Source organism: Pseudomonas sp. p99-361, assembly GCF_003935475.1.
GTDB classification, from domain to species: Bacteria; Pseudomonadota; Gammaproteobacteria; order Pseudomonadales; family Pseudomonadaceae; genus Aquipseudomonas; species Aquipseudomonas juntendi.
The window spans coordinates 1-22,983 of sequence record NZ_RHQO01000072.1 but is presented as its reverse complement, the minus strand read 5'-3'; the positions used below and the strand labels follow the sequence as shown (position 1 = coordinate 22,983).

Genomic DNA, 22,983 nt, shown 5'->3' with positions numbered 1-22,983 from the left:
ACTGGCCCGAAACAAACGTAGGAGCGAGCGCAGCTCGCGATGCGCCGCGCGGGCGGCGCTCGATCTAACAGGCGCTGCATACCTTGTGGCAAACACCTGTCAGCCCTGATGCGATCCCCGTAGGAGCTGGCTTACCGGCGATGGGCTGCGAAGCAACCCATTGGGTGTTACTCACACTCAAGTGAACGACCCGCTAGCGGTGGTGCACAGCTTCCCAGCGAGATACAAGCCCATTACAATCGCGATGAATTCCTATTCTCGTTTTCGCGTGGGTAACAAGATGTCCGGATCGGTCACGGAAACGACGCACCATCAACACCTGCACAGGCTGTATCAGGATCACAACGGTTGGCTACGTGGCTGGTTGCGCCAACGTTTGAGTAATTCGGCGGATGCTGCCGATCTTGCCCAGGACACGTTCGTACGGGTAATGGTCGCGCGCACCGCCCATTCGCTGCAGCAACCGCGTCATTACCTGGCGACCATCGCGCGCGGGTTGGTCATCGACCTGTATCGCCGCCGCAGCCTGGAGCAGGCGTACCTGCAAGCATTGGCGTCCAGGCCGGACGTTCATGCGCCGTGTGCCGAAACCCGGGCAATCATTCTGGAAAGCCTGCTGGCCATAGACCGCATGCTCGACGGCCTGGGGCTGCGTACACGGCAAATATTCCTTGCTGTGCAACTGGATGGGCTGACGTATGAGAAAACCGCCGAGCGTTTCAATGTGTCGGTCAGCACCGTGCGCAAGCACCTGGCCAAGGGCCTGATGCACTGCCTGTTGATGGACGGCGAATGAACCAGGTACTGGCCCAGGCGGTTGAATGGCATGTTCGCCTCAATGACAGCAGCGCCACCCAGGCCACCCGCGCGCAATGGCAGGCCTGGCTGGATGCCGACCCCGTGCATGCACAAGCCTGGCAGCGTGTAGAGCGGTTGCAACAACGTTTGAGCCTGGCACCCGCTGGCGTGGTCTCCGCCACCATCGAGCAGGCACGCCAGCATAGAAGGGCGGTACTCAAACAGCTGGTCGTGCTGCTTGGGGTCGGTGCAACAGGCTGGGCAGTCTACCGGGCTTCGCCCTTTGCAGCCGACTACAGCACGGGCGTCGGCCAACGCCAGCGGTTGACGCTGGCCGATGGCAGTGTACTGGTGCTGGATACCACGACGCGGGTGGATGTGCTGTTCGATGCCCAGCAACGGCTGATCGTGTTGCGCCAAGGTGCCATTCTGGTCGATACCGCAAAAGATGCTCGCGCCCTGAGCGTGCAAACTGCGCAGGGGCGTGTCGAGGCGCTCGGCACCCGATTCACGGTGCGTCAGGACGATGGCACTACCCGGGTTGCCGTGCAAGCGCATGCCGTGCGGGTCAGGCCGCAACTGGGCCTCGGCCAGGCACTGCGCGCCGAAGCAGGGCAGGCCGTGAGCTTCAGCGCAACCACCATAGGCCCCCTGCAGCCAGCGCCAGAGCAGGGCTCTGCGTGGGCGCGCGGCATGCTGGTTGCCGTGGACTGGCGCCTAGATGCGGTACTAGCCGAGCTCTCCCGCTATCGCCACGGTGTGTTGAGCTGCTCGCCTGATATCGCCGGCCTGCGGCTCTCCGGCACTTTTCTGCTCGACGATACCGAGGGCGCGCTGGCCAACCTGGAGGCCTCACTGCCGGTTCGGGTCCGCCGCCTGACCCGTTACTGGGTAAGGCTGGAGCGCCAGGCGGCATGACGGGGAATTTTTCTGCATAGAGGGGTAACAGATTTTCATTCCTGTTTCGGCTCTACCTGCATGTGCGCATCAGACGCACCCATTGCCAACGCTGACAGGAAACCTTTCATGCAAGTACGCCCCCTCTTTTCTGGCCTTTGCGGCCAACCCACAGCACGGGCCCTGTGCTTTGCTGGCGCCGTATTGGCGGTGACGCCTGCCTGGGCCAAACCGATCGACTATGACATCCCCGCTGGCACGTTGGCTGCCGCCTTGAGTCAGCTCGCTGCCGCCAGTGGCGTGATGATCACCTTCAGCTCGGAACAAACGGCGGGCTTGAGCTCGCCAGGGCTGCACGGTAGCTATGAGGTGGAGCAAGGCTTCGCCCATGTGCTTCAGGGCAGCGGGTTGCGCATTGTGCAGGCTGGCGAAAAACGGTTCGTTCTCGCCAGCATGGAAGCCGGCGGGGCCCTGCAGCTGGGCGCTACCACCATCGATGCAGCAGGCCTGGGCGCCATCACGGAAGGGACCGGCGCCTACACCACGGGTGCCACCAACGCCGCCACCAAGCTTGCCTTGTCATTGCGCGAGACCCCGCAAACGGTCAGCGTGATGACACGCCAGCGCATGGAAGACCAGCAACTCACCACACTGAGCGATGTGCTGAAACAGACGCCAGGCCTTTCCGTGCAGAACATCGACAGTGAACGCGTGAACATCTATTCGCGTGGGTATGCCCTGGACAGTTACCAGTTCGATGGCATCCCGACCACCTTGATCGTGCAAACCAGCGCAAGCCCGCAGAGCCTGATCGATACCTCGGTCTATGACCGGGTCGAAATCGTCAGGGGCGCCACCGGTTTGATGACCGGTGCCGGCGATCCCTCTGGCAGTGTCAACCTGGTCCGCAAGCGGCCAACCGCCGGGTTCCAGGGCTCGGTCAGTGCCGGCGCAGGCTCGTGGGACACGTATCGCACCGAAGTGGATGTGTCTGGCCCGCTGACCACCGATGCGCGCTTGCGCGGCCGCGCTGTCATGGCTTACCAGCAGGGCAACAGCTTCATCGACCACTACCAGCAGGAGAAGCAAACGTATTACGGCATTCTGGAAGCTGACCTCACCGACAGTACGCTGCTGACGGTCGGTTTCGACTACCAGAAGAATGACCCGCGTGGCGTATCGTTCGCCAGCTTCCCGTTGTTCTACAGCGACGGCGGGCAGACTGACTTCCCACGCTCCATCAACGCCGGGGCGCGCTGGAGCTATCGCCAGCAGAACACGCTCAATACCTTCGCGACCCTCGAGCACGGCCTGGCCAACGACTGGAAACTGAAGGTGGCCGTGAACAACATGTACAGCACCCGGGACTATTCGCTGGCTTCGCTCAGTGGTGGGGCACCTGACCGTGAAACAGGTGAGGGCGCCTACCTTTATGGGGGAGATGGCTATGGCTCCCAGCGCCAATTGGGTCTCGACGCCATGGCCCAGGGGCCGTTCCAGTTCCTGGGCCGCGAGCATGAACTGGTATTGGGCCTGAGCGCTTCGCAGTTTAAAGACTACAGCGACCCGGACGATGACGACCTGGAGATGCGCCCGGCCAATATCCATAGCTGGGACAACGACACCGAGCGGCCGACATCGGTCGGTAAACTGATGAACGACGACACCACGATTCGCCAGGATGCGGCGTACATGGTGGCACGCTTCAAGCCGGCGGACGATCTGTCGCTGATTGTCGGTGCCCGTGTCGGTGACTACAGCTACAAGAAGAAAGCCATCTACAACCCGCCTTACACGCGTTCGTCCAGCACTGCCGAAAGCCGTGAAAGCGGCTTCGTAACGCCTTATGCCGGGGTGGTGTATGACCTCGACGACATTCATTCGGTGTACGCCAGCTACACGACGATCTACAAGCCTCAAGCCCTACGAGAGCAAAACGGCAGGAACCTGGAGCCGAGGGAAGGGGACAACTACGAAGTCGGCCTGAAAAGCGAGTTCTTCGACGGCCGCGTCAACACGGCCATTGCCCTTTATGAAATAAAACAGGACAACCTGGGAGTTCCCACGGGCGAAACCGTGGAAGGCACGGTGCGCGAGTCGGCCTACCGCGCGGTGGCCGGCGCGAAAACGCGCGGTATCGACATGGAAATCTTTGGCGAAGTGCTCCCGGACTGGAATGTCAGCGCAAGCTACAGCCATAGCGTTACCAAGGATGCCGACCATGAGCGCATCAGAACCGAAGCACCGGCTAACTTGATAAAGCTCTGGACGACCTACCGTCTTCAAGGGGACCTGAACCCATTGACCATCGGCGGGGGCCTGAACTGGCAAAGTGGCATGAGCGTGACGACGAGCCAGGGCAAGGCGACGCAGGAACAGTATGCCGTGTTCAACGTGATGGCGCGTTATGACATCACCCGGCAGCTGAGCGCTTCTGTCAACATCAACAACGTGTTCGACAAGCAGTATTTCAGCGCCCTGGACCCGACCTTCTTCACCGGCTACTACGGTGAGCCACGCAATGTCATGTTCAGCACCCGGTACGCTTTTTAACGCGGGGAGGGTCCAGGCCCGCCTACGCCTCAGGCCAGCCTTTGCAGATAGCCCGGCGCGTCAGGTTCGGGCAGCACCGACAGCACCTTGAGCCGCTGCAAGGTCCGTTCGCGGGCCTTGCACAGGTGGTCACGCAGGCATGAACAGGCAGTGTCGACGGTGCCGTACAGCAAGGCTTCGAAGACCAGGCGGTGCTCCACCAGCATGGCTTCGTCATTGCTGGACTGCAGGGCTTCGTGCAAGACCCGGCCGACATTCATGGGGATCTGGCATTGGCGAATGACTGCTGCCATGCGGGTATTGGCCACGCCGGCGATGCAGGCCACATGCAGGTCCTGCTCGAGCTGTTCGATGTCGGCGCGCTTCACATCACGGCCGGCGGCCTGCGCACTGACTACGCGGTGCAGCATCGCTTCAAGATCACTGCGGCTGACATGCTCGACGCCTTGGCGCAGGGCATCCGGCTCCAGCAGCATCCGTAGCTCGTAATCGTGCTTGACCGCCTGGGCCGTCAGCGGGCCGGCGAGCCATTGCGAGTAGGGCTCTTTTTCCACCAGCCCTTTGTCGCGCAATCGCATCAACGCTTCCCTGACGACATTCCGGCTGACGTTGAGTTCTTCGGCGGCACTCTGCTCATCGATTCGGTAATGACCAAAGACCATGAACCGCACGACTGTCTGGGCAAGGTGGTCGTAAATACGCTCACCTACCGGGCGGTAATCGATCAGGTCTTCTTGTGGCTCCAGCCCCAGGAGCTTGCGCGTGAGCGGTGCGCGCAACGGGATTGCGCTGGTGCCCTGGGGGTCGACGAGAAAGCCCCGGCCCTCGAAGCGGCGGATCAGCCCTTCCTCATGCAGCAGGTTCAGGGCCTGGCGTACCGGTACCCGGCTGGTGCCGAACAGTTCTGCCAAAGGCCCCTCCACCAGCACCAGCCCTGGCGCCGTCTGCCCACCCAGAATCGCCTCGCGCAGGGTGTTCCGGATGATCTCGTAACGAGAGGCCGGGCGGTCTTCAAGGGGCTGGGTAGCAGACATCAGAGGGTTCTCATGAAGCGTGGGAGGCCAGTTTCGCACAAGCGAAGCGAGATGTGACCGGTCGCCGGTGACACCGCTGTGAACGGTTTTGGGGCAGGCTGTTACCGAACACCCCAAAATGTATCATCCAGTAAAACATACATTTAATAAGTTAGACCGTGCTTGGCTATCACCGGCCATCGCCAGCCCTTGGTCGACACGGATCCGCGGCATTTCTATGAATCGCTGCACAAGGTTGGCACGACGCATGCTTATGTAAATGTACGTATTACACAAATGTACATTTAAGAGGTTTTGCCATGCGTGCCGATGCGCTTTCCCTGGCCGGGCAGTTTGCCGCGGGAACCCATGACCCTGTCACTGCGATGGAAGCGGCACTGGTGAGCGCTCAGCAGGTGCCGGCTGCATTCATCACCCTGTGCGAGGCGCGGGCGCTGCGCGAAGCGGCTGCGGCCAAGTGCCGCTGGCAAGCCGGGCAACCGTTGTCTGCCTTCGATGGGGTACCGGTAGTCTGGAAAGACCTGTACGACTTGGCCGACCACATCACCACTGCAGGCGCGAAGGTGCGCTTGCACGCGCAACCGGCGCCGCGTGATTGCGCACTGGCCACGGCGCTCAGCCGGGCGGGCATGGTCAGCGTGGCAAAGACGAACCTCAGTGAGCTGGCGTATTCGGGGCTGGGCCTCAATCCCCATTTCGGCACGCCAACCAACCCGGGCTTCGCCGGCGCCGCACGCGCGCCGGGTGGCTCGTCATCGGGGTCGGCAATTGCGGTGGCCGAAGGTGTGGCCCCTATCGCCATGTCGACCGACACTGCCGGCTCCATCCGGGTGCCGGCGGCGTTCAATGGTTTGGTCGGCTACCGCAGCAGTGCCAAGCGGTACTCATTCGAAGGGGTCACCCCCCTGGCACGGTCCCTCGACTCGCTGGGGCCCATTACCCGTAGCGTGCGCGATGCCATCGTCCTCGACAACCTGCTACTGGGCGACCACCTTGGCATGCCGCTAGACACCGTTGCCCTGCCCATCGCCGGGCTCAAGCTTTGCGTGGATGCGCAGTTGCTGGGCGACGCACGCATTCAGCCAGAAGTCAGGGCCAACCTTGTTGCGGCACTGGAGCGGTTGGCTGCAGCCGGCGCGGTGGTCGAGCACAAAGCTGTCCCGGCCTTCCAGCAAGCACTGGAGGTGATCGAGCAAATCGGTTGGCTGGGCGGCGCCGAGGCTTTTGCCCTTTACCAAGGGCTGCTCGACAGCCCGCAGGCCGAGCAACTGGACCCCCGGGTGCGCAAGCGGCTCGAGGGCGCCCGTGCCTACCCAGCCAGCAAACAAGTGCTGCTGTACCAGGCTGCCGAAGCACTGAAAGCACAGATCGCGCACGAGCTGGACGGGGCCTTCCTGGTAACCCCGACCGTCGGCCATGTGGCGCCACTGCTGGCACCGCTGGAAGAGGACGCAGAGCTGTTCGTTGCTACCAACCTGGCAACGCTGCGGCTGACCATGCCGGGCAGCATGTTGGACATGCCAAGCGTTGCGTTGCCAAGCGGCAAGGGGGAGGCAGGACTACCTACCAGCCTGCTGCTTTCGAGTTCGAGTGGGAATGACAAGGCCCTGCTGCGAGCTGCATTGGCGATCGAACCCTACGTGCGCGCTGGGCTTTGAGCCAGCCCACCGGGCAGGCAGCGGCGCCTGCAATCAATTGAATAACCAAGAGGTCGAGATAATGACAAAAGAAATTTTTGTATCGATTGGCGTTGACGTGGACGCGGTAGCCGGTTGGCTGGGCTCCTACGGGGGTGAGGACTCGCCCGACGATATCTCGCGCGGTCTGTTTGCCGGCGAAGTGGGCGCGCCGCGCCTTCTCAAGCTGTTCAAGCAATATGACCTGCGCACAACCTGGTTCATCCCGGGCCATTCGGTGGAGACCTTCCCCGAGCAGATGAAGGCGGTGGTTGAAGCGGGGCATGAAGTGGGCATTCATGGGTACAGCCATGAGAACCCGATCGCGATGACGCCGGAACAGGAAGAAATCGTTCTGGACAAATCGATTGAAATCATCACCCGGTTGGCCGGCAAGCGGCCCACGGGCTATGTGGCGCCGTGGTGGGAGTTCAGCAACGTTACCAACGAACTGCTGCTGAAGAAGGGCATCAAGTACGACCACAGCCTGATGCACAACGACTTCCACCCTTACTACGTTCGAGTGAAGGACAGCTGGAGCAAAATCGATTACAGCCAGCACCCCGATACCTGGATGAAGCCCTTGGTGCGCGGTGAAGAGACCGATCTGGTCGAGATACCGGCCAACTGGTACCTCGATGACTTGCCGCCGATGATGTTCATCAAGAAATCGCCCAACAGCCACGGCTTCGTCAACCCGCGCCACCTTGAAGAGATGTGGCGTGATCAGTTCGACTGGGTCTACCGGGAGAATGACTACGCGGTATTCCCCATCACCATTCACCCCGATGTGTCCGGCCGGCCTCAGGTGCTGCTCATGCTCGAGCGGCTTATCGAGCACATGAAAAGCCACCCAGGTGTGAAGTTCGTCACCATGGACGAAATCGCCGACGACTTTATCCGGCGCCAACCGCGCAACCGTTGAGCCACTGCTTCGGTTAGCACGTTTTCAAGCGGATCCAAAACAAGAGAAGCGCCGATATGACCACTACGCAAGCCACCACCACGGCTCCTGTGACCGAGCCTGGTACCTGGAAACCGGTACAGCTGGAATCCAGAGATGTCAGATACGCAACCTGGATTGCCTTCTTCGCCTGGGTTTTTGCAGTTTACGATTTCATCCTGTTCGGCACCCTGCTGCCGGTCATGGGCGGGCATTTCACCTGGAGTGAAGCTGAACAGGCGGAAATTGCCACCTGGGTAGCGGTCGGCGGCGCTGTCGTGGCCTTCATTGTCGGGCCGCTGGTGGACAAGATCGGGCGCCGTGGCGGGATCATCTTCACCATTGGCGGCACCGCACTGTGCTCTGCGCTGACAGCGGTGTGTGCCGGCATGGGCAAGGGGCCGTTGATTGCCGTGCGTTCGGTGGCAGGGTTGGGGTACGCCGAGGAAGGGGTCAACGCCACCTACCTGACCGAGGTGTACGCAGCGTCGACCGACCCGAAACTGATCAAGCGCCGCGGCTTCGTCTACAGCCTGGTACAAAGCGGCTGGCCGGTTGGGGCGTTGATCGCAGCTGGCCTGACGGCATTGTTGCTGCCGCACATTGGCTGGCAGGGTTGCTTCATCTTCGCCGCTGTACCTGCGCTGGTAGTCGCCATCCTGGCGCGCAAGCTCAAGGAAAGCCCCCAGTTCCAGGTGCATCAGCGCATCCACCAGTTGCGCAAAGCGGGCGACGAACCCGCCGCGCGCAGCTTGGCGCGCGAGTACAACGTCGACTACGACGAGCACGCCAAAGCCGGTGTTGCTGCTGCCTTCCGTGGGGCGGCCCTGCGACCGACCGTGGTCTTGAGCCTGGCGATCCTGCTGAACTGGTCGGCTATCCAGGTGTTCAGCGTGCTGGGCACGTCGGTGATCGTGAGTGTTCACAAGCTGTCGTTCGAGAACTCCTTGTGGATCCTGGTGTTGTCCAACCTGGTGGGCTTCATCGGCTACCTGGTTCACGGTTGGCTGGGTGACCGGATTGGCCGGCGCAATACCGTAGCGCTGGGCTGGATGTGTGGCGGCCTGGCCTTCTTCGCCATGATCCAGGGCCCCAGCGACCTGGTCACGGTCATCGCCTTCTACAGCCTTGGCCTGTTCTTCCTGACCGGCCCTTACTCCGCCATGTTGTTTTTCATGGGCGAGAGCTTCCCCACCAGTATCCGTGCCACAGGCGGCGCCATCGTGCATGCCATGGGGCCGATCGGCGCCATCGTCGCCGGGCTGGGGATTACCAGCGTGTTGTCCACTGGCGGTGAATGGCACAGCGCGGCGCTCTGGTTCGGCGCGCTGCCTTGCTTCCTGTCGGGCTTGATCATGCTTGCCGCCCGGCATGTCGAACCTCTTTCAGTCAATTAACCAGGAGTTGCACACATGTCTCGACCCGTAGCGTTGGTCACTGGGGCTGCCAGTGGCATTGGCCAGGCGGTCGCCGTCGCGTACGCCCGGATGGGGGTGCGCGTGATGGGCGGCTACCTGCCCGCCGACCCGCATGACCCCGCTGAAACTGAGCGGTTGGTCGCCCAGGCCGGCGGCGAATGTTCGATGATGGCGATGGACGTTACCGACAGCGCTTCACTGGATGCCATCGCCGCCGCAGCAGTCGAGCGCTTCGGTCGGCTCGATTATGCCGTGGCCAACGCCGGGCTTTTGCGCCGGGCGCCGCTGCTGGAAATGTCGGACGAGCAATGGAATGAAATGCTCAACGTCGACCTTACCGGCGTGATGCGCACCTTCCGCAGCGCAAGCCGACACATCGGGGAAGGCGGCGCACTGGTGGCCATTTCGTCGATTGCCGGTGGCGTGTATGGCTGGCAGGACCACGCGCATTACGCAGCGGCCAAGGCTGGGGTGCCCGGGCTGTGCCGCTCCCTGGCGGTGGAATTTGCCCCCAGGGGCATCCGTTGCAACACCATCATTCCCGGCCTGATCGAAACCCCGCAATCGCTGGACAGCAAAAATTCGCTGGGTTCCGAGGGCCTGGCCAAGGCGGGCAAGGCGATCCCCTTGGGGCGCGTGGGGCGCGCCAGCGAGGTTGCCGACCTGGTCTGCTTCCTGACCGGCCCAGCGTCGAGCTACATCACCGGCCAGAGCATCGTGATCGATGGCGGCCTTACCGTGCGCTGGCCTGAATAGGAAATTGCTGCGCCGCAAGCTCGCCTTGCGGCCGCGAGGAGAACAAGCATGAAACCATTGCAGAACCGCCGCGCCGTCATAACCGGCGCGGGGAGTGGCATCGGCGCGGCCATCGCCCATGCCTACGCCGATGCGGGCGCGCTGCTCGTGTTGTGTGACCGCGACCCCCAGCGCCTGGCAGTGGTCGCAAACCAATGCCGCGACCGCGGCGCGCAGGTGATCGAATCTGTTGCTGATGTAGGTAGCCGGGAGGGTGCGCAAGCCGGTGTAGATGCCTGCGTGGCAGCGCTGGGGGGCATCGATGTGCTGGTCAACAATGCCGGCATGCTGACCCAGGCTCCCTGTGTGGACCTGACTCAGGAAATGTGGGATGAAATGCTGCGGGTGGACCTGACCAGCGTGTTCGTCGCAAGCCAGCGCGCGCTGCCGTACATGTTGGAGCAGCAGTGGGGGCGCATCATCAACATCGCCTCCCAGCTGGGGATCAAGGGCGGTGCACAACTGGCGCACTATGCGGCAGCCAAAGCCGGCGTGATCGGTTTCAGCAAGTCGCTGGCACTGGAGGTGAGCAAGGGCAACGTACTGGTCAACTGCGTGGCGCCAGGGCCGATTGAAACCCCGCTGGTGGAGGGGATCAGCCAGGCGTGGAAGGTTGCCAAGGCCAAGGAGCTGCCGTTGGGCCGCTTCGGCAAAGCTGAAGAAGTGGCACCGATCGCCGTGCTGTTGGCGAGCGAGCCTGGCGGCAACCTGTTCGTCGGCCAAACCCTTAACCCCAATTCCGGCGATGTAATGCCTTGAGGTGAGCCATGTGTGGACTTTGCGGCCTGATCGGTGAGGACGCGCACTGGAGCGACCCCCTGGACACGAGCCTTCCCGGCCGCCGTGAGCGCTTGCGGCGCATCGCCGCGATCAATCAGGTGGTAGCACCCTTCAGGCTCAAGGTCAGTGACGTGCAGGGCGCGTCGTATCTGGTGCAAGGCCCTACCGGCAAGCAGGGTGTTGCCTCGGGCCTGGATCAGCTCTGGCAGACCGCCGAAAGCATACTGGGGCGCACCCTTGACCCCCTGGATCCGCGCATCCTCGATCACCTGGAGGCGTCGGCATGAGCCTGCAGATCAATGTGCTGACAGGTTTTCTGGGCAGTGGCAAAACCACCTTGCTCAAGCGGGTGCTGGCCAATGCGGACATGGGCGACACGGCGGTGCTCATCAACGAGTATGGGGAGGTGGGGATCGATGACGTGCTGGTGCAGGAAGTTGCCCCCGATACGGTGTTGCTGCCGAGTGGGTGTGTCTGCTGTTCTGTTAGGGGGGATCTGAAGCAAGCGCTGATCGACCTGCACTGCAAGCGTGCGCGCGGGGAGGTTCCGGCTTTCCGCCGCGTGCTCCTGGAAACCACAGGCCTGGCCGACCCCGCGCCCATTCTTGCCACGCTGCAGCGAGACCCACAACTGCGCGGCCGCTATCACGTGGGCCTGATGGTGACGGTGGTCGACGCCCAGCACGCCATGCTTCAGGAGCGGATTCACCCCGAGTGGCTGGGCCAGGTCACGGCTGCCGATCGGCTGCTGGTGAGCAAGGCAGACCTGGTAAGCGCTGCGGTGCTCGACCCGTTGCTGGCACACTTGCAAGCCCTCAACCCGACGGCATCCATCGCGTTGGCGAGCACGGTCGGGCAGGGCGATGAGCAGCTTCTGGGCGAGGGGCTGAGAAGCCTGGAGCCCGATGAGGAGGTCGCCAGGTGGCTGCTGTTTGCGCCCACCCGGCAGCCGCACCACGGCGGCGCCCAGGTGTGTGCACTGGAGTACGACACACCGTTGGATTGGCTTGCCTTCGGGGTTTGGTTGTCGATGCTGCTAAGATGCCACGGAGACCGAATTCTGCGGGTCAAAGGGATCTTGAATGTGATCGATGCTGAACAACCTATCGTCATTCACGGCGTACAGCACTGCCTGCATCCGCCCGTGCATCTTCGCCAGTGGCCAGGGCAGGCGCGGCGCTCGCGCCTGGTGATCATCGTGCGCGATCTGGATACCCAGCTGCTGCGCCGCTCTTTCCAGGCTTTTTTGCAGCGCCTGGGGCGTGCGGCATGAGTGGCCCGGTCACGTTGCGGGTATTGGGCACATCGGTCACGCTGCTGGAGCCCATTCGCTTGCGCGCGGAAAAAGAACTGGGCATTCGCATCGAGTACCAGATCCACGATGTACAGACGGTTCAACGCATTGCGTTGATGCACCCTGAACGCTATGACCTGTACGACCAATGGTTCCATAGCATGGATTTTGTCTGGCCGGCCGGCGCCATCCAGCCCATCGACATCCGCCGGGTCGCCTTGTGGGACGAGATCAACGACCTGCCCAAGCGGGGCCGGCTGCACGCTGGGGATGAGCTGGCCGGCGGCAGCCTGCCCTGCGACCGGCTGTATGTTCAGCATGACCGGACCCTGGCCAACCGCCCGACAGACTGGATCAGCATGCTGCCGCTGACCCACAACGCGGACAGCTTTGCCTACAGGCCGGACCTTCTGCCGCCGGGGTTCGGTATCGAGAACGAGAGCTGGTCCTGGTTGGTTGACCCCAACTGGTGTGGGCATGTGGCGTTGCAGAGCGATGCAGCCATCGGGGCGCTGGACGCGGCACTGGCGGTGCAGGCCAAGGGGTTGGCCACGTTCGATGTGATCGCGAACCTGCGCCTGGACGAGATCGACCAGCTTGCGGCAGTGCTCATCAAGCTTCAGCGCCAAGGCCATTTCGCCGCGTTCTGGTCTGATGACCGCGACGCAGGCAAGCTGATGCTGGGCCCCAAGGTGCACATCGAGAGTGTCTGGTCGCCTGCCTTGATGCAGCTGCACCGCGAAGGCATTCAGTACCGCCAGGCCGTGCCCAGGGAGGGTTACCGTGGCTGGTTTGGTGGCCTGTCGTTGTCCCGTGCCGTTGAGGGTGGGGTGAAAGATGCGGCCTATGCCTACCTGAACTGGTGGTTGGCAGGTTGGCCAGGCGCGATGATGGCCCGGCAAGGTTTCTACATTTCCAATCCACTGCGCGCGCGCGATCACCTGTCGGCGGCTGAGTGGGATTACTGGTACGAGGGCAAGCCAGCCCGCGAGCAGTTGCTGGGCAGTGATGGCGAACCGCTGATCGAGCCTGGGCAGCTACGCGAAGGGGGCGCCTACGCCGAGCGTGTGGGCCGTATCAGGGTCTGGAACTCGGTGATGGATGAGCATAATTACCTGGTGCGCAAGTGGGCTGATTTTTTGCGGGCGGGTAAATGAGCCGGTCGCAGACCGGCGCCAAATACCCACGCACGCCGGACGGGCGCTATTTCGTCGTCAACGGCCAGCTCTGGCGCTGCAGCAACCCTGCGCTTGCAGACGAAGCGCGCCAGCACCTGGTGGGCGCGTTGATGGAGGCGCGGCGGGCCGTGAAGCAGGCAAAAGCCTGCGACGATGCAGCCGCTTTGAAGCGGGCCAGGGCAGCGGTCAATGATGCCAAGGTTGCATTAGGCGAGCGTGGGCCGGTGTGGTGGGATGACGGTAGCCCTGATTACAACCGCTACAAGGCTACCAACACCCCTTATGCTGCCTGGTACGACCGGCTGGTGGCGCAGCCGTGAAGGCCTTTCACCGCGCCGCCAGGGCCGCGAACGTTGCCAGCGTTCAGCGCCGAACCGATCTGATACGGAGCCTGGCGCCTGCCGGCGCTCGGTGAACTTTTACCAAGGTGGACGACTAGATGCTTTTCGTGGTGCTGCTTGGGGGCAAACACCCCCAGGCAAAGATTGAGGTTCACGACATTGTGTTTGCGGCCGCGGATACGCTGGAGCAGGCATACCCGCAACTACGGGGCGGTTGGTTTGGCAGCCCCAAAGGCGTGCACGTCGATGCCTGGATGGCCGTCGATGGGGTTGACAACTGGCGCGTCGAGCTCAGCCCGCTGGCGCCGTCGCCTGAATCCCTGCGGCTCTACTTCATCAACCTGGGCGGGTACGACGCCCAGGCTTTTGGCGAGGCGCACGAGTATCTGCTGGTGGTCGCGAAGGACAAACGAGAGGCCATGGCGAAGGGCAAGAAACAGGCCATGGCGCATTGGTCGCAAGCTCACAATGATGCAGTGCTGGATGTCGACGACTGCCTGCCCATTGACCAGGTGGGCGGGCGTTTCGTGCACCTTGTCGAGGGGCCGCATGCCGGGTTACGCCGACGGAATCAGTACATTGTCCTTTGATAACGGTCGCGGCAGTCAGCTTGCTGGTTGAGGCATGGTCAAGCTCGTTGTAAGCAGCAGCGGATCACGGATGACCATCGTTTCAGCCCGCCCCCTGGCTACTGGGGGCCGGTTTCAAGCGTGTTACACGACCTGATCTGTTGCGGGTACGGCGTGTGCCAGATCTTCAGCATCGGGCCGAGCATGCAAGAGCACGACAGGCACCGATTTCGCGGCGGGCACTTTGCTTCGCTTGGCATAGTGCCACAAGGGCACGAGCGCATTGGCCTCGGGGTAGTAAGCGGCGGCGCAGCCCACCGGTATGTCATAGGCGATAATCTGAAAAGGGCCTGCCTCGCGGCGAACTGTCGGTTCGACAGCTGTACGCAAGCGAACCCAGCCCCCCGGCACGAAGCCCAGGCGGACGATATCGTTGCGGTTGAGGAACACCACTTTGCGCGTGCCCTTTACGCCCCTGAAGCGATCGTCGTAACCGTACACGGTGGTGTTGAACTGGTCATTGCTGCGCAACGTCATCAGTTGCAGGACATCACGGCCGGCTTCGCCCGTCAGCACGTCGTCGTCTTCATCCAGCGTGCCTGGGGTAATGAACTGCGCCTTCCCTGAAGGCGTAGCCCATTGCCGCTGTGCCACGCCCAGCGGGCGATGGAACCCGCCGGGCTCCCACATCCGCGTCTCGAAGTCATGGAAAATACTTGGATAAACCTTGCTGATGGCTTCACGAACCAGGGCATAGTCGTGCTTCCAGTGTGCCCAGGGAATGGCGACCGTGTCGCCCAGCGTCGCCAGGGCCAACTCTGCGATGATCGCCAACTCCGAGCGCAGCTGCTCTCCTGCGGGTTCGGCGTGGCCGCGCCAGGCGCGGATGCAGCCGGTGCTGTCTTCAGTGGTGTAGGTTTGTTCGACGCCAAGCTGCCGGTCGATCTCGATCCTGCCCAGGCAGGGCAGCAGCCAGGTGCTTTCACCAGGGACCAGGTGGGTGCGATTGAGCTTGGTCGCGATCTGTACACTGAGGCTGAGCTGGGCCCAGGCGGGTTCCACCCGGCTGGTATCGGGCACGGCACGCAGAAAGTTACCGCCAAGCCCGATGAACCCCTTCACACTGCCATTGAGAACGCCCTCGCAGGTGTCGACCGTCGCCAGACCCTTGTGCTCCGGAATCTTGAAGCCGAACAGCGACTCGATCTTCTCCCCTGGTACTTTCGCAGGGTCCTCGGTAATGCCTACCGTGCGTTGGCCCTGTACGTTCGAGTGCCCTCTGACCGGGCAGATACCAGCCCCTGGTTTACCGATATTCCCGCGCAGCAATAGCAGATTCACCAGCATCTGCACGTTGGCCACCCCGTGCCGGTGCTGGGTCATGCCCATGCCATAGACGATCATCACTTTCTCGCTGCGCGCATAAACGGTGGCCGTGGCCTCCATCGCGCTTCGGCTCAGGCCGGACCGTCGCTCCAGTTCAGCCCATGTGTATTGCTGCACACGCTCCATGAACTGGGCCAGGCCGTCCGTATGCTGTGCGAGAAAATCGTGATCGAGCACCGGCGGCTCGCCGTTGCTTTTGGCCCTTTCCTCCATTTCCAGAAGCGCCTTGGCCACCCCCATGACGGCAGCGGTGTCACCGCCGATGGCCACTTGGTGGTATTGAGTGCTGATGACTGTGCATTGCGGACCGAGCATTTCAGTGGGGGACTGGGGGTTTACAAAACGCTCCAGACCACGTTCCCGGATCGGGTTGAAGGTGATGATCGGGACGTTGCGCTTGCGCACCTCCTGAAGCGGGTGAAGCATGCGCGGGCTGTTGCTGCCTACGTTCTGCCCGAAGAACAGAATGCAGTCGGTATGCTCGAAATCGGCCAGTGAGACCGTGCCAACCGGGACCCCGATGCTTTCCTGCAGGCCAACCGAGGTGCTTTCGTGGCACATGTTGGAACTGTCAGGAAGATTGTTCGTGCCATAAGCACGGGCGAACAACTGGTAGATGAACGATGTTTCCACCGATGCGCGCCCTGATGCATAAAAAACGACTTCGTCGGGGCTGAGCGCGCGCAACTGCGCGCCGATGGCTTCATAGGCTTGCTCCCAGGTCACGACCTGGTAGCGATCAGTGTGCTTGTCGTAACGCATTGGGTGGGTCAACCGGCCATGCTGCTCCAGCTCGAAGTCCGACCAGCCGCGCAACTCGGTCAAGGAGTGGGCCGTGAAGAAATCGGGCGAGGTGCGTCGTGACGTCAATTCCCATGCCGTGGCCTTGGCACCATTCTCGCAAAATTCCAGGGCATGAGGATCGCCTGGCTTGGCCCAGGCACAGCTCACGCAGGCGAAACCCTTGGGCTTGTTCAGCTTGAGCAGGGCGGTTGTGCCTTTGATCAGTGCCTGCTCGCGCCAAAGGATATTCAGCACAGAGTGGGCCGACCCCCAGCCGCCCGCTGCAGAGGTATAGGGCCGAAAATGTGATGTGCCATGGATCATCTTCATGTCGACCTCGCCTTGCCATTTAGTGTGTCTAAACGCTACGAGTACTGGGGAGCCTCTAAGTTCGAAGCGATTCAAGGGGCGGCTGGGCACCCCGCGCACGCTGCAGCGGGGGGAAGCTGGGGGTGGGCGCTCACGCGCCGCAGATGCTCACGCCCTCGCGCCCTGGCACCCACAAGTTGGCTTCTTGCGGCAATGCGGTGACCTTGATCGCCCGCTGGATGTCCATGCAGGTTGCAGCCTGGGTCCTGGACGATGTATACGCAACCGAACTCCAACGCTTCCTTGCCAAAACCACGCAAATGAGCACGGTCGAAGCGCACCTGCGATTGCGCCTTGATAGCCTCCTCAACGATGCCAGGAGCTTTTTCACTGCCTCGGTGGGCGAGTCGTCAAACAGGCCAAACTCGAACACAATGCGGCGTTCCTGCAGGCGTTTGTAGGTCTGTATCGTGCTGCTGATCATGCTGGCTTTGGCCATGACGATCTGTTCGCCACCCAGGCTGCGGATGCGTGTGGTTTTCAAGCCCACATGTTCAACGGTGCCCGCCAACGGGCCAGTGACGATGAAGTCGCCGACCTCGAAGGAAATGCGCTGGCGCTCGAAGGGTGGCTGAGTTAGGGCATTCTGCGGTCGTCGCAACCATCTTGCCTATTGCGTATTTTTTGGCTTCAGCTAACTTGTACAAAAACCTGTACATGAATGAGGTTTTGTACATGTATTGCGAGTGGCCTCTGACGCTGTACTTTGACGGGGCCTGCCCATTGTGTGCTAGGGAGGTCGCACTTCTGCGCAGGCGTTGCACGGCAGCAAAGCTCATCCTGGTTGATATCGACAGCGATGAATTCGATCCCACCCCTCTGGGCCGGACGATGAAGCAACTACGGTCCTGTTTGCACGCAAGGTTCGCGAACGGGCAATGGGTCACCGGCTTGGACGCGACCCTGTGGGCTTGGCGTGCTGCCAGTTTGGGCCTTTGGGCAGCACCCTTGGCGTGGCGCCCGTTGCGTCCAATGCTTTCGGTTTTTTACAGATTGTTCTGTCGCTTGAGGCCAAGTCTGGCCTGGTTACCCCATCCCGATGGCGGGCAGCGTTGCAAAGGTGAGGCCTCCAAATGTCACATTCGCTAGCCGAACACTACCGTGAAATCCTTGTTGGCGTGGGTGAAAACCCGCAGCGCGAAGGGCTTTTGGATACGCCTCAGCGTGCTGCCAAAGCGATGCAATACCTATGCAATGGCTATACCCAGAGCTTGGGTGAAATAGTCAACGGGGCGCTGTTCGAGAGCCAGAATGACGAGATGGTTGTCGTTCGCGACATTGAACTGTACTCGTTATGCGAGCATCACATGTTGCCGTTTATTGGGAAGGCACATGTCGCGTACCTGCCAACAGGGCGAGTACTAGGGCTTTCCAAAGTAGCGCGCTTGGTGGACATGTTTGCCCGCCGTTTGCAGATTCAGGAAAACCTGACCAGGCAGATTGCCTGTGCCATGCAGGAAGTGACCGATGCGGCAGGGGTTGGGGTAGTTATCGAAGCCAAGCACATGTGCATGATGATGCGTGGTGTAGAAAAGCAGAACTCGGTGATGATTTCCTCGGTCATGCTAGGCGAATTCAGAGACTCCCCAACGACGCGGCATGAATTCCTCACGCTGATTGGCCGACACACCTGAAGTTTGGTTTTTAGTCGTGGAGGAGGGCGCACCCATGGGTACAGTGTTCGATACGTTATCTCCGAGCCGCTTTACGCTCCTGGGCTACGGTGGCTTGCTTCCATTTCTGGGTCTGGCACTGCTGGTTTGTTTTGGCGGTGAGTATCGAGATAACCTGGCTGAAGCGTTGGTTGGCTATGGGGCCGTGATACTGAGTTTTGTCGGGGCCCTGCATTGGGGTTTCGCGATGACGTTGCCAGCCTTGCCTGCTATTGAGCGACAACAGCGGCTTGTGTGGAGTGTCATGCCAGCCCTGATCGGCTGGGTTGCCATGTTGTTACCGGTGTCATGGGGCTGTTGGGTACTGGCTTCAGGATTTACCGTGCACTTTTGGCAAGACCGTAAACTGGCCAACTTCATGCCCGGCTGGTATATGCCTATGCGGGTACGTTTGACGGTCGTGGCGAGCTTGTGTCTGGTATTGAGTGCCATTGTCATGGCGTTCGGAAACTGAAGTCACAGAAGAAACAAATAGCAAAATTTTCCCCCTTGCAACATTTTCGCGCTGGATAAAATCTGATGGTGTGACGCCGGGCCCCTCTGACGGTAAGTAGCCGCCATGTCGGAGTCATAGTTGTTAAACTACGACTATATAGGAGGGGCTCATGTCTGCCCTTAATGCGTATCTCTCCCAAGACGTGCTTGGCACTGATCTCTGGCTGTGGCTTTCATTCTTCGCTGTCGTGTTGACGCTGCTGGCGCTTGACCTAGGGGTTCTCCATCGTGGGAATCGAGAAATCGGTGTCAAGGAAAGCCTGCTCCTGTCGGCTGGCTACATCAGCATGGGCCTGCTATTTGCTGTCTGGGTCTATTTCCAGAAAGGCAGCGACGCAAGCATGGACTATGTGACTGGCTTTCTGATCGAGAAGTCGTTGTCCATGGACAACGTGTTCGTTATTGCCCTCATTTTCAGTTTTCTTGCCATTCCCAGAGAATTCCAGCACAGAGTGCTGTTCTGGGGGATCATGGGGGTCATTGTATTGAGGGCCATCATGATAGGCCTGGGCGCCGCGCTGATTACGCAGTTCAGTTGGATTCTCTACTGCTTTGGCGCCTTCCTGGTATTCACGGGTGTGAAAATGCTGTTCGCTCGAGTGGACCATGAGCCCGACTTGGAAAACAATCGCTTCGTCAAGTATCTGCGCAGTCATCTACGCGTGACTGACGGGTTGCACGGTCAGCATTTCCTGGTTCGTATCCCTGATGCCTCCGGCAGGCAAGTATTATGGGTGACGCCGCTGTTTCTCGCATTGATTCTGATTGAGTGCGCCGACTTGGTGTTCGCTGTTGACAGTGTGCCAGCGATCTTTGCCATCACGCAGGACCCCTTCATTGTCTATACGTCGAACATTTTCGCGATACTCGGTTTGCGCGCACTGTATTTTGCATTGGCTGCGATGATAAGCCGCTTCGCCTATCTCAAATACGCCTTGGCGCTGGTACTGGTTTTCATAGGCGCGAAAATATTCCTGCACGACATTGTTGGCAAGGTGCCTGCCGAAATTTCTTTAAGCGTTACAATTGGCCTACTTATTGGCGGCGTGTTGCTGTCACTCTGGAAAACCAGAACGCCGGTCAAGGTTTAAAGGCTTGCATCGCGCTCGGCAGGGCGGGTGAGGTGGGCTGGTCGACGCTGCTTGCTGCCATGATCCTGTTCGTTCAGATATTCAGCGACCTCGTGTTTCAGCCAACTCGAGAACACTTGCTGCTTTGTTTCCGAACGCTCACGGTTGGGCAATACCAGCCAATAGGGGTAGGGATAGGGCGCGATCACGGGTCGGCAAAAAAAACTGATTTATAAGTGGCAAGGCTCTCATTAATGTAAGGGACGGTAAAGTCTTCAGCTGGAAAGCCGGCCGGCACCATAGACGATGTGTGCGAAGCTCATCCGTTCACATGGCCGCTGCCTCGGCTGTTCAAACGTCGGATAACGGTGTTAGCAGTCACCATCAATCAAGGAGACTATCGATGAAACTCATTGGGATGCTGGATTCACCTTACGTTCGCCGGGTAGCTATTTCCCTGGACCTTCTGGGTATCGAGTTTGAACATGACCCACTGTCGGTGTTTAGCACGTTCGAAGCGTTTTCCAGGGTCAATCCGGTGGTCAAAGCGCCGACTCTGCTGCTCGATGACGGCGGCGTACTGATGGACTCGACGCTGATCATCGATTATTTCGAGAGCCTCAGCACACCCCAGAGCAAGTTATTGCCAAGCCAACCGCAGGCGTTGGCCGGGGCTCTGAGTAGAGTGGGGCTGGCGTTGGCGACATGCGAGAAGACGGTGCAGATCGTCTATGAACATAAGCTTCGACCGGCGGAAAAGGTTCATCAGCCCTGGGTTGAACGCGTCACCCGTCAGCTGCTGGCGGCGTGCACTGAGTTGGATAAGCAGTGGGCGGCGCAGGCGTCGCACGGCCTGCGTCCGGACCAGGCCGGGGTCACCAGTGCGGTGGCCTGGTCGTTCATGCAGTCGATGCTGCCCAACGTAGTCAAGGCGAGCGATTTCCCGGCCCTCAATGCCCATGCGGCCCGCCTGGAGCAGACGGATCTGTTCAAGCGTTATCCTATTGCCTGAGCCAGGGCGGAACGGGCCGGGCTCAACCGCGCCGATCGCCCCTCCCTACGCATCCTCGCAAAGAATTCGCGCTGTTAAAACCGCAGCCTGGAAATCAAGATGGCTTGAGGCAAACGACTTCATGAGGAGTGAGCGGGGAAGCTCTTTATGGGCTGGAATTGAAGTGAGATCGCGCCTGGAGGGCTCTGTTTTTCACAGAGCTTTCCAGATTATTGATCAGTCGGGGTAAACAAGTACCTTATCTCCCTCAGAACACTTACTCCTGAGAGCGCTTCACGAGTCTCTGTTTCTATCGCTAGGCCGTGATTCGAGCAACTGACCCGGATGAGGCACAAACGCCGACTTCGTGGTTCACAGCACATCGCCGCCAGGAGAGCAGGGCGGTCGTGTTCGCCTAAGGCCCGCGCTAGCGCTTCAAAGCCTGAGAAACCCAACGCACCATCTTCGCTTCAAACCCATCCGCGCAAACGTCCAAATTTAGCCAGAAGTTCTGGTACACCTGGTAATCGTGCCCAGCTAGGTGTTCCTGCGTGTGATGTCACCGGTGGCGCATGGTCGCAGTCAGAGCGACGGCCCACTTGCATGCTTGCGTAGCCACTGAGACGCCGGCAAATGCTTTCGGATTCCAATATCTGGCCAAATACATTCATCTTGATGTGGCTCATCAAGACGCACTGCGCTCGGCACCCATCCAGCCGCTTTCGCCGACTTCCTCAGCTCGAGGAACGTGATTGAAGCACCGGGCTGAACGCGCGCGCAACCACGCCAATCGGCGTTCTCCGCGAGCGGACTTTCCTGCAGTCGCGTCAAAATGGCGGTCGTGAACCTGCGGAATAGATCGAGCAAGGTATGGCTCGCGTAGCCATCATTGCCATTCATCGACGGCAGCAGCAGGCTTTGAGGGGAAAGATCCGAATTCTGGCTGTGCCTGAACTTGGCATAACGGCGGAAATAGGCAGCGAACTCAGAAGCCAGCGGATAGCGCAGGCGAGGGTACTGAGGGCTTTCAAACCATGCTGGGGAAATCCAACTTGAGCCTGCCTCTGGAGAGCTGGTTTTGTCGGCTCTGAAGCTTGAAAACCACAATTTAAGGGCCGATGTTGACCCCAACGCACGCAGTTGAACGTCAGAGTAGATCGCCACGGCCGCTACGAGGAGCCATGGCTGCCACTGATTATCGTTCTGGGCCAATGACGTGGCTGTAGACATCAGATCAGCCAGTTGTGCCGGTGTGAAAGTCGGCCGAGCTATCCCTTGGCGAACCTCGAAATCTCTAGGCCTCAGGGCACCGAACGGATTAATTGGGGTCGTAATTCGCAGGGCGCATAGGTAGTCGAAAAAATCCCTCCCACCGTGCAGGAAGATACTGCGGTGCTGGTCAGTTCCGAGTGCGAAAGTCGACGCGGAACTATCCGCCAGCTGCTTTCTGACTATCGGACGCCAATTGCCATTAATTGGCTTAACAGCGAATTCCGTCTTGGTCTTCAGCAGGTAGCGCGTTCGGCCAGTCCTCGAAATCCATGACATAGGTTGGCGCATGACGAAGTGCATGAACTCCCTAGCCGAGGCGCCAGGCTTGGAATGCTTCCAGTGCGGGGTATAGGGTACTGAGCCGTCCGCGGACGTCGTTATTGATTGGACGCTCCAGGCCTTGGTGGTCGGTTAGGAGCACAATCGGCGGGAACAATGGATACGGCACGCAGGAATCCGTGGGGTCGGCTGCCTCTGGCGATTCGCACGGTGGGCTCGACGCAGGCTTAGGGCGTGGTTTGCTCGCTGAATCCTTAATCGATGTCCGCGCTGACTTCATCATGGCGCAAAGCTCCTCAGCCGCCGGTTGAGCGTAATCGCTCCATAAACCCCACATTCAAAGCGCTTACCTGATCCCCGATGCTGTGCTCCCGATTTCTTTTTGGAGC

The 22,983-nt window shown here is 60.5% G+C and carries 21 protein-coding genes and 1 pseudogene; 18 read left to right on the top strand and 4 right to left on the bottom strand.

Going from position 1 to position 22,983, the window contains the following annotated elements; all coding sequences use genetic code 11:
* Positions 1 to 280 precede the first annotated feature (280 nt).
* The 3 genes from EGJ22_RS22205 to EGJ22_RS22195 all read left to right on the top strand — a co-directional run bounded on the left by EGJ22_RS22205 (position 281) and on the right by EGJ22_RS22195 (position 4,248).
* Entirely contained in the window at positions 281 to 796 is a 516-nt protein-coding gene (locus EGJ22_RS22205; RefSeq protein ID WP_029886101.1) for a sigma-70 family RNA polymerase sigma factor, read from the top strand.
* The gene (locus tag EGJ22_RS22200; protein WP_029886100.1) at positions 793 to 1,716 is read left to right on the top strand and encodes a FecR domain-containing protein; all 924 of its coding nucleotides are present in this window, start codon (positions 793 to 795) and stop codon (positions 1,714 to 1,716) included. The genes EGJ22_RS22205 and EGJ22_RS22200 overlap by 4 nt, the downstream gene beginning before the upstream one ends.
* Before the next feature lie 108 nt (positions 1,717 to 1,824).
* The gene (locus tag EGJ22_RS22195) at positions 1,825 to 4,248 is read left to right on the top strand and encodes a TonB-dependent receptor (RefSeq protein ID WP_029886099.1); all 2,424 of its coding nucleotides are present in this window, start codon (positions 1,825 to 1,827) and stop codon (positions 4,246 to 4,248) included.
* Positions 4,249 to 4,277: 29 nt separating this feature from the next.
* Here the strand turns inward: EGJ22_RS22195 and EGJ22_RS22190 are convergent, their stop codons facing one another.
* Positions 4,278 to 5,282, bottom strand: coding sequence for a GntR family transcriptional regulator (locus EGJ22_RS22190; RefSeq protein ID WP_029886098.1), 1,005 nt, complete (start codon positions 5,280 to 5,282; stop codon positions 4,278 to 4,280).
* A 299-nt stretch (positions 5,283 to 5,581) separates the two neighbouring features.
* On the opposite strand from EGJ22_RS22190, the gene EGJ22_RS22185 reads away from it, so the two are divergent.
* The 10 genes from EGJ22_RS22185 to EGJ22_RS22140 all read left to right on the top strand — a co-directional run bounded on the left by EGJ22_RS22185 (position 5,582) and on the right by EGJ22_RS22140 (position 14,297).
* Positions 5,582 to 6,940, top strand: coding sequence for an amidase (locus EGJ22_RS22185; protein WP_029886097.1), 1,359 nt, complete (start codon positions 5,582 to 5,584; stop codon positions 6,938 to 6,940).
* Positions 6,941 to 7,001: 61 nt separating this feature from the next.
* Entirely contained in the window at positions 7,002 to 7,883 is an 882-nt protein-coding gene (locus EGJ22_RS22180) for a polysaccharide deacetylase (protein ID WP_029886096.1), read from the top strand.
* Positions 7,884 to 7,939: 56 nt separating this feature from the next.
* Positions 7,940 to 9,298: an MFS transporter gene (locus EGJ22_RS22175; RefSeq protein WP_050492204.1), complete on the top strand. Its 1,359-nt coding sequence runs from the start codon at positions 7,940 to 7,942 to the stop codon at positions 9,296 to 9,298.
* Between the two features lie 15 nt (positions 9,299 to 9,313).
* A complete protein-coding gene (locus tag EGJ22_RS22170) occupies positions 9,314 to 10,075 on the top strand; it encodes an SDR family NAD(P)-dependent oxidoreductase (protein WP_029886094.1) in 762 nt (253 codons plus the stop codon).
* A gap of 48 nt (positions 10,076 to 10,123) precedes the next feature.
* Positions 10,124 to 10,873 (top strand): SDR family NAD(P)-dependent oxidoreductase, encoded by a 750-nt coding sequence (locus EGJ22_RS22165; protein ID WP_029886093.1) that lies wholly within the window; start codon positions 10,124 to 10,126, stop codon positions 10,871 to 10,873.
* 8 nt (positions 10,874 to 10,881) lie between these two features.
* Positions 10,882 to 11,181, top strand: a complete 300-nt coding sequence (locus EGJ22_RS22160; protein WP_009684844.1) for a hypothetical protein — start codon at positions 10,882 to 10,884, stop codon at positions 11,179 to 11,181.
* Complete coding sequence (locus EGJ22_RS22155) at positions 11,178 to 12,167, top strand: GTP-binding protein (protein WP_029886092.1); 990 nt, start codon at positions 11,178 to 11,180, stop codon at positions 12,165 to 12,167. The genes EGJ22_RS22160 and EGJ22_RS22155 overlap by 4 nt, the downstream gene beginning before the upstream one ends.
* The gene (locus EGJ22_RS22150) at positions 12,164 to 13,345 is read left to right on the top strand and encodes a PotD/PotF family extracellular solute-binding protein (RefSeq protein ID WP_009684847.1); all 1,182 of its coding nucleotides are present in this window, start codon (positions 12,164 to 12,166) and stop codon (positions 13,343 to 13,345) included. Before EGJ22_RS22155 ends, EGJ22_RS22150 begins: the two co-directional genes overlap by 4 nt.
* Positions 13,342 to 13,686 (top strand): hypothetical protein, encoded by a 345-nt coding sequence (locus EGJ22_RS22145; RefSeq protein ID WP_009684848.1) that lies wholly within the window; start codon positions 13,342 to 13,344, stop codon positions 13,684 to 13,686. Before EGJ22_RS22150 ends, EGJ22_RS22145 begins: the two co-directional genes overlap by 4 nt.
* A 119-nt stretch (positions 13,687 to 13,805) precedes the next feature.
* The gene (locus EGJ22_RS22140; RefSeq protein WP_029886091.1) at positions 13,806 to 14,297 is read left to right on the top strand and encodes a DUF1543 domain-containing protein; all 492 of its coding nucleotides are present in this window, start codon (positions 13,806 to 13,808) and stop codon (positions 14,295 to 14,297) included.
* Between the two features lie 123 nt (positions 14,298 to 14,420).
* Here the strand turns inward: EGJ22_RS22140 and EGJ22_RS22135 are convergent, their stop codons facing one another.
* Positions 14,421 to 16,775 carry an FdhF/YdeP family oxidoreductase gene (locus tag EGJ22_RS22135; protein ID WP_029886090.1) on the bottom strand — a complete coding sequence of 785 codons (2,355 nt, stop codon included), beginning with the start codon at positions 16,773 to 16,775 and terminating at the stop codon, positions 14,421 to 14,423.
* 130 nt (positions 16,776 to 16,905) lie between these two features.
* Positions 16,906 to 17,358, bottom strand: a pseudogene (locus EGJ22_RS22130) (mechanosensitive ion channel family protein); the annotation flags it as partial.
* Positions 17,359 to 17,489: 131 nt separating this feature from the next.
* Between EGJ22_RS22130 and EGJ22_RS22125 the strand changes: the two are divergent.
* From EGJ22_RS22125 to EGJ22_RS22100, 5 genes are all read left to right on the top strand, one after another.
* Entirely contained in the window at positions 17,490 to 17,903 is a 414-nt protein-coding gene (locus tag EGJ22_RS22125) for a thiol-disulfide oxidoreductase DCC family protein (RefSeq protein WP_080709214.1), read from the top strand.
* Positions 17,888 to 18,448, top strand: coding sequence for a GTP cyclohydrolase I FolE (gene folE, locus EGJ22_RS22120; protein ID WP_009684855.1), 561 nt, complete (start codon positions 17,888 to 17,890; stop codon positions 18,446 to 18,448). The genes EGJ22_RS22125 and folE overlap by 16 nt, the downstream gene beginning before the upstream one ends.
* A gap of 34 nt (positions 18,449 to 18,482) precedes the next feature.
* On the top strand, positions 18,483 to 18,941 hold the full coding sequence (locus EGJ22_RS22115; RefSeq protein ID WP_029886089.1) for a DUF3429 domain-containing protein: 459 nt from the start codon (positions 18,483 to 18,485) through the stop codon (positions 18,939 to 18,941).
* 151 nt (positions 18,942 to 19,092) lie between these two features.
* Positions 19,093 to 20,073, top strand: a complete 981-nt coding sequence (locus EGJ22_RS22110) for a TerC family protein (protein WP_029886088.1) — start codon at positions 19,093 to 19,095, stop codon at positions 20,071 to 20,073.
* Between the two features lie 382 nt (positions 20,074 to 20,455).
* Complete coding sequence (locus tag EGJ22_RS22100; RefSeq protein WP_029886087.1) at positions 20,456 to 21,064, top strand: glutathione S-transferase; 609 nt, start codon at positions 20,456 to 20,458, stop codon at positions 21,062 to 21,064.
* 561 nt (positions 21,065 to 21,625) lie between these two features.
* On the opposite strand, the gene EGJ22_RS22095 is transcribed toward EGJ22_RS22100, so the two are convergent.
* Positions 21,626 to 22,615, bottom strand: coding sequence for a hypothetical protein (locus tag EGJ22_RS22095; protein ID WP_029886086.1), 990 nt, complete (start codon positions 22,613 to 22,615; stop codon positions 21,626 to 21,628).
* Positions 22,616 to 22,983: the final 368 nt, after the last annotated feature.

What these genes read in the sequence shown, in the direction of transcription:
- EGJ22_RS22205 (WP_029886101.1), top strand. Translation starts at nt 281, where the DNA reads ATGTCCGGATCGGTCACGGAAACGACGCACCATCAACACCTGCACAGG.
- EGJ22_RS22200 (WP_029886100.1), top strand. Translation starts at nt 793, where the DNA reads ATGAACCAGGTACTGGCCCAGGCGGTTGAATGGCATGTTCGCCTCAAT.
- EGJ22_RS22195 (WP_029886099.1), top strand. Translation starts at nt 1,825, where the DNA reads ATGCAAGTACGCCCCCTCTTTTCTGGCCTTTGCGGCCAACCCACAGCA.
- EGJ22_RS22190 (WP_029886098.1), bottom strand. Translation starts at nt 5,282, where the DNA reads ATGTCTGCTACCCAGCCCCTTGAAGACCGCCCGGCCTCTCGTTACGAG.
- EGJ22_RS22185 (WP_029886097.1), top strand. Translation starts at nt 5,582, where the DNA reads ATGCGTGCCGATGCGCTTTCCCTGGCCGGGCAGTTTGCCGCGGGAACC.
- EGJ22_RS22180 (WP_029886096.1), top strand. Translation starts at nt 7,002, where the DNA reads ATGACAAAAGAAATTTTTGTATCGATTGGCGTTGACGTGGACGCGGTA.
- EGJ22_RS22175 (WP_050492204.1), top strand. Translation starts at nt 7,940, where the DNA reads ATGACCACTACGCAAGCCACCACCACGGCTCCTGTGACCGAGCCTGGT.
- EGJ22_RS22170 (WP_029886094.1), top strand. Translation starts at nt 9,314, where the DNA reads ATGTCTCGACCCGTAGCGTTGGTCACTGGGGCTGCCAGTGGCATTGGC.
- EGJ22_RS22165 (WP_029886093.1), top strand. Translation starts at nt 10,124, where the DNA reads ATGAAACCATTGCAGAACCGCCGCGCCGTCATAACCGGCGCGGGGAGT.
- EGJ22_RS22160 (WP_009684844.1), top strand. Translation starts at nt 10,882, where the DNA reads ATGTGTGGACTTTGCGGCCTGATCGGTGAGGACGCGCACTGGAGCGAC.
- EGJ22_RS22155 (WP_029886092.1), top strand. Translation starts at nt 11,178, where the DNA reads ATGAGCCTGCAGATCAATGTGCTGACAGGTTTTCTGGGCAGTGGCAAA.
- EGJ22_RS22150 (WP_009684847.1), top strand. Translation starts at nt 12,164, where the DNA reads ATGAGTGGCCCGGTCACGTTGCGGGTATTGGGCACATCGGTCACGCTG.
- EGJ22_RS22145 (WP_009684848.1), top strand. Translation starts at nt 13,342, where the DNA reads ATGAGCCGGTCGCAGACCGGCGCCAAATACCCACGCACGCCGGACGGG.
- EGJ22_RS22140 (WP_029886091.1), top strand. Translation starts at nt 13,806, where the DNA reads ATGCTTTTCGTGGTGCTGCTTGGGGGCAAACACCCCCAGGCAAAGATT.
- EGJ22_RS22135 (WP_029886090.1), bottom strand. Translation starts at nt 16,775, where the DNA reads ATGAAGATGATCCATGGCACATCACATTTTCGGCCCTATACCTCTGCA.
- EGJ22_RS22125 (WP_080709214.1), top strand. Translation starts at nt 17,490, where the DNA reads ATGTATTGCGAGTGGCCTCTGACGCTGTACTTTGACGGGGCCTGCCCA.
- folE (WP_009684855.1), top strand. Translation starts at nt 17,888, where the DNA reads ATGTCACATTCGCTAGCCGAACACTACCGTGAAATCCTTGTTGGCGTG.
- EGJ22_RS22115 (WP_029886089.1), top strand. Translation starts at nt 18,483, where the DNA reads ATGGGTACAGTGTTCGATACGTTATCTCCGAGCCGCTTTACGCTCCTG.
- EGJ22_RS22110 (WP_029886088.1), top strand. Translation starts at nt 19,093, where the DNA reads ATGTCTGCCCTTAATGCGTATCTCTCCCAAGACGTGCTTGGCACTGAT.
- EGJ22_RS22100 (WP_029886087.1), top strand. Translation starts at nt 20,456, where the DNA reads ATGAAACTCATTGGGATGCTGGATTCACCTTACGTTCGCCGGGTAGCT.
- EGJ22_RS22095 (WP_029886086.1), bottom strand. Translation starts at nt 22,615, where the DNA reads ATGCACTTCGTCATGCGCCAACCTATGTCATGGATTTCGAGGACTGGC.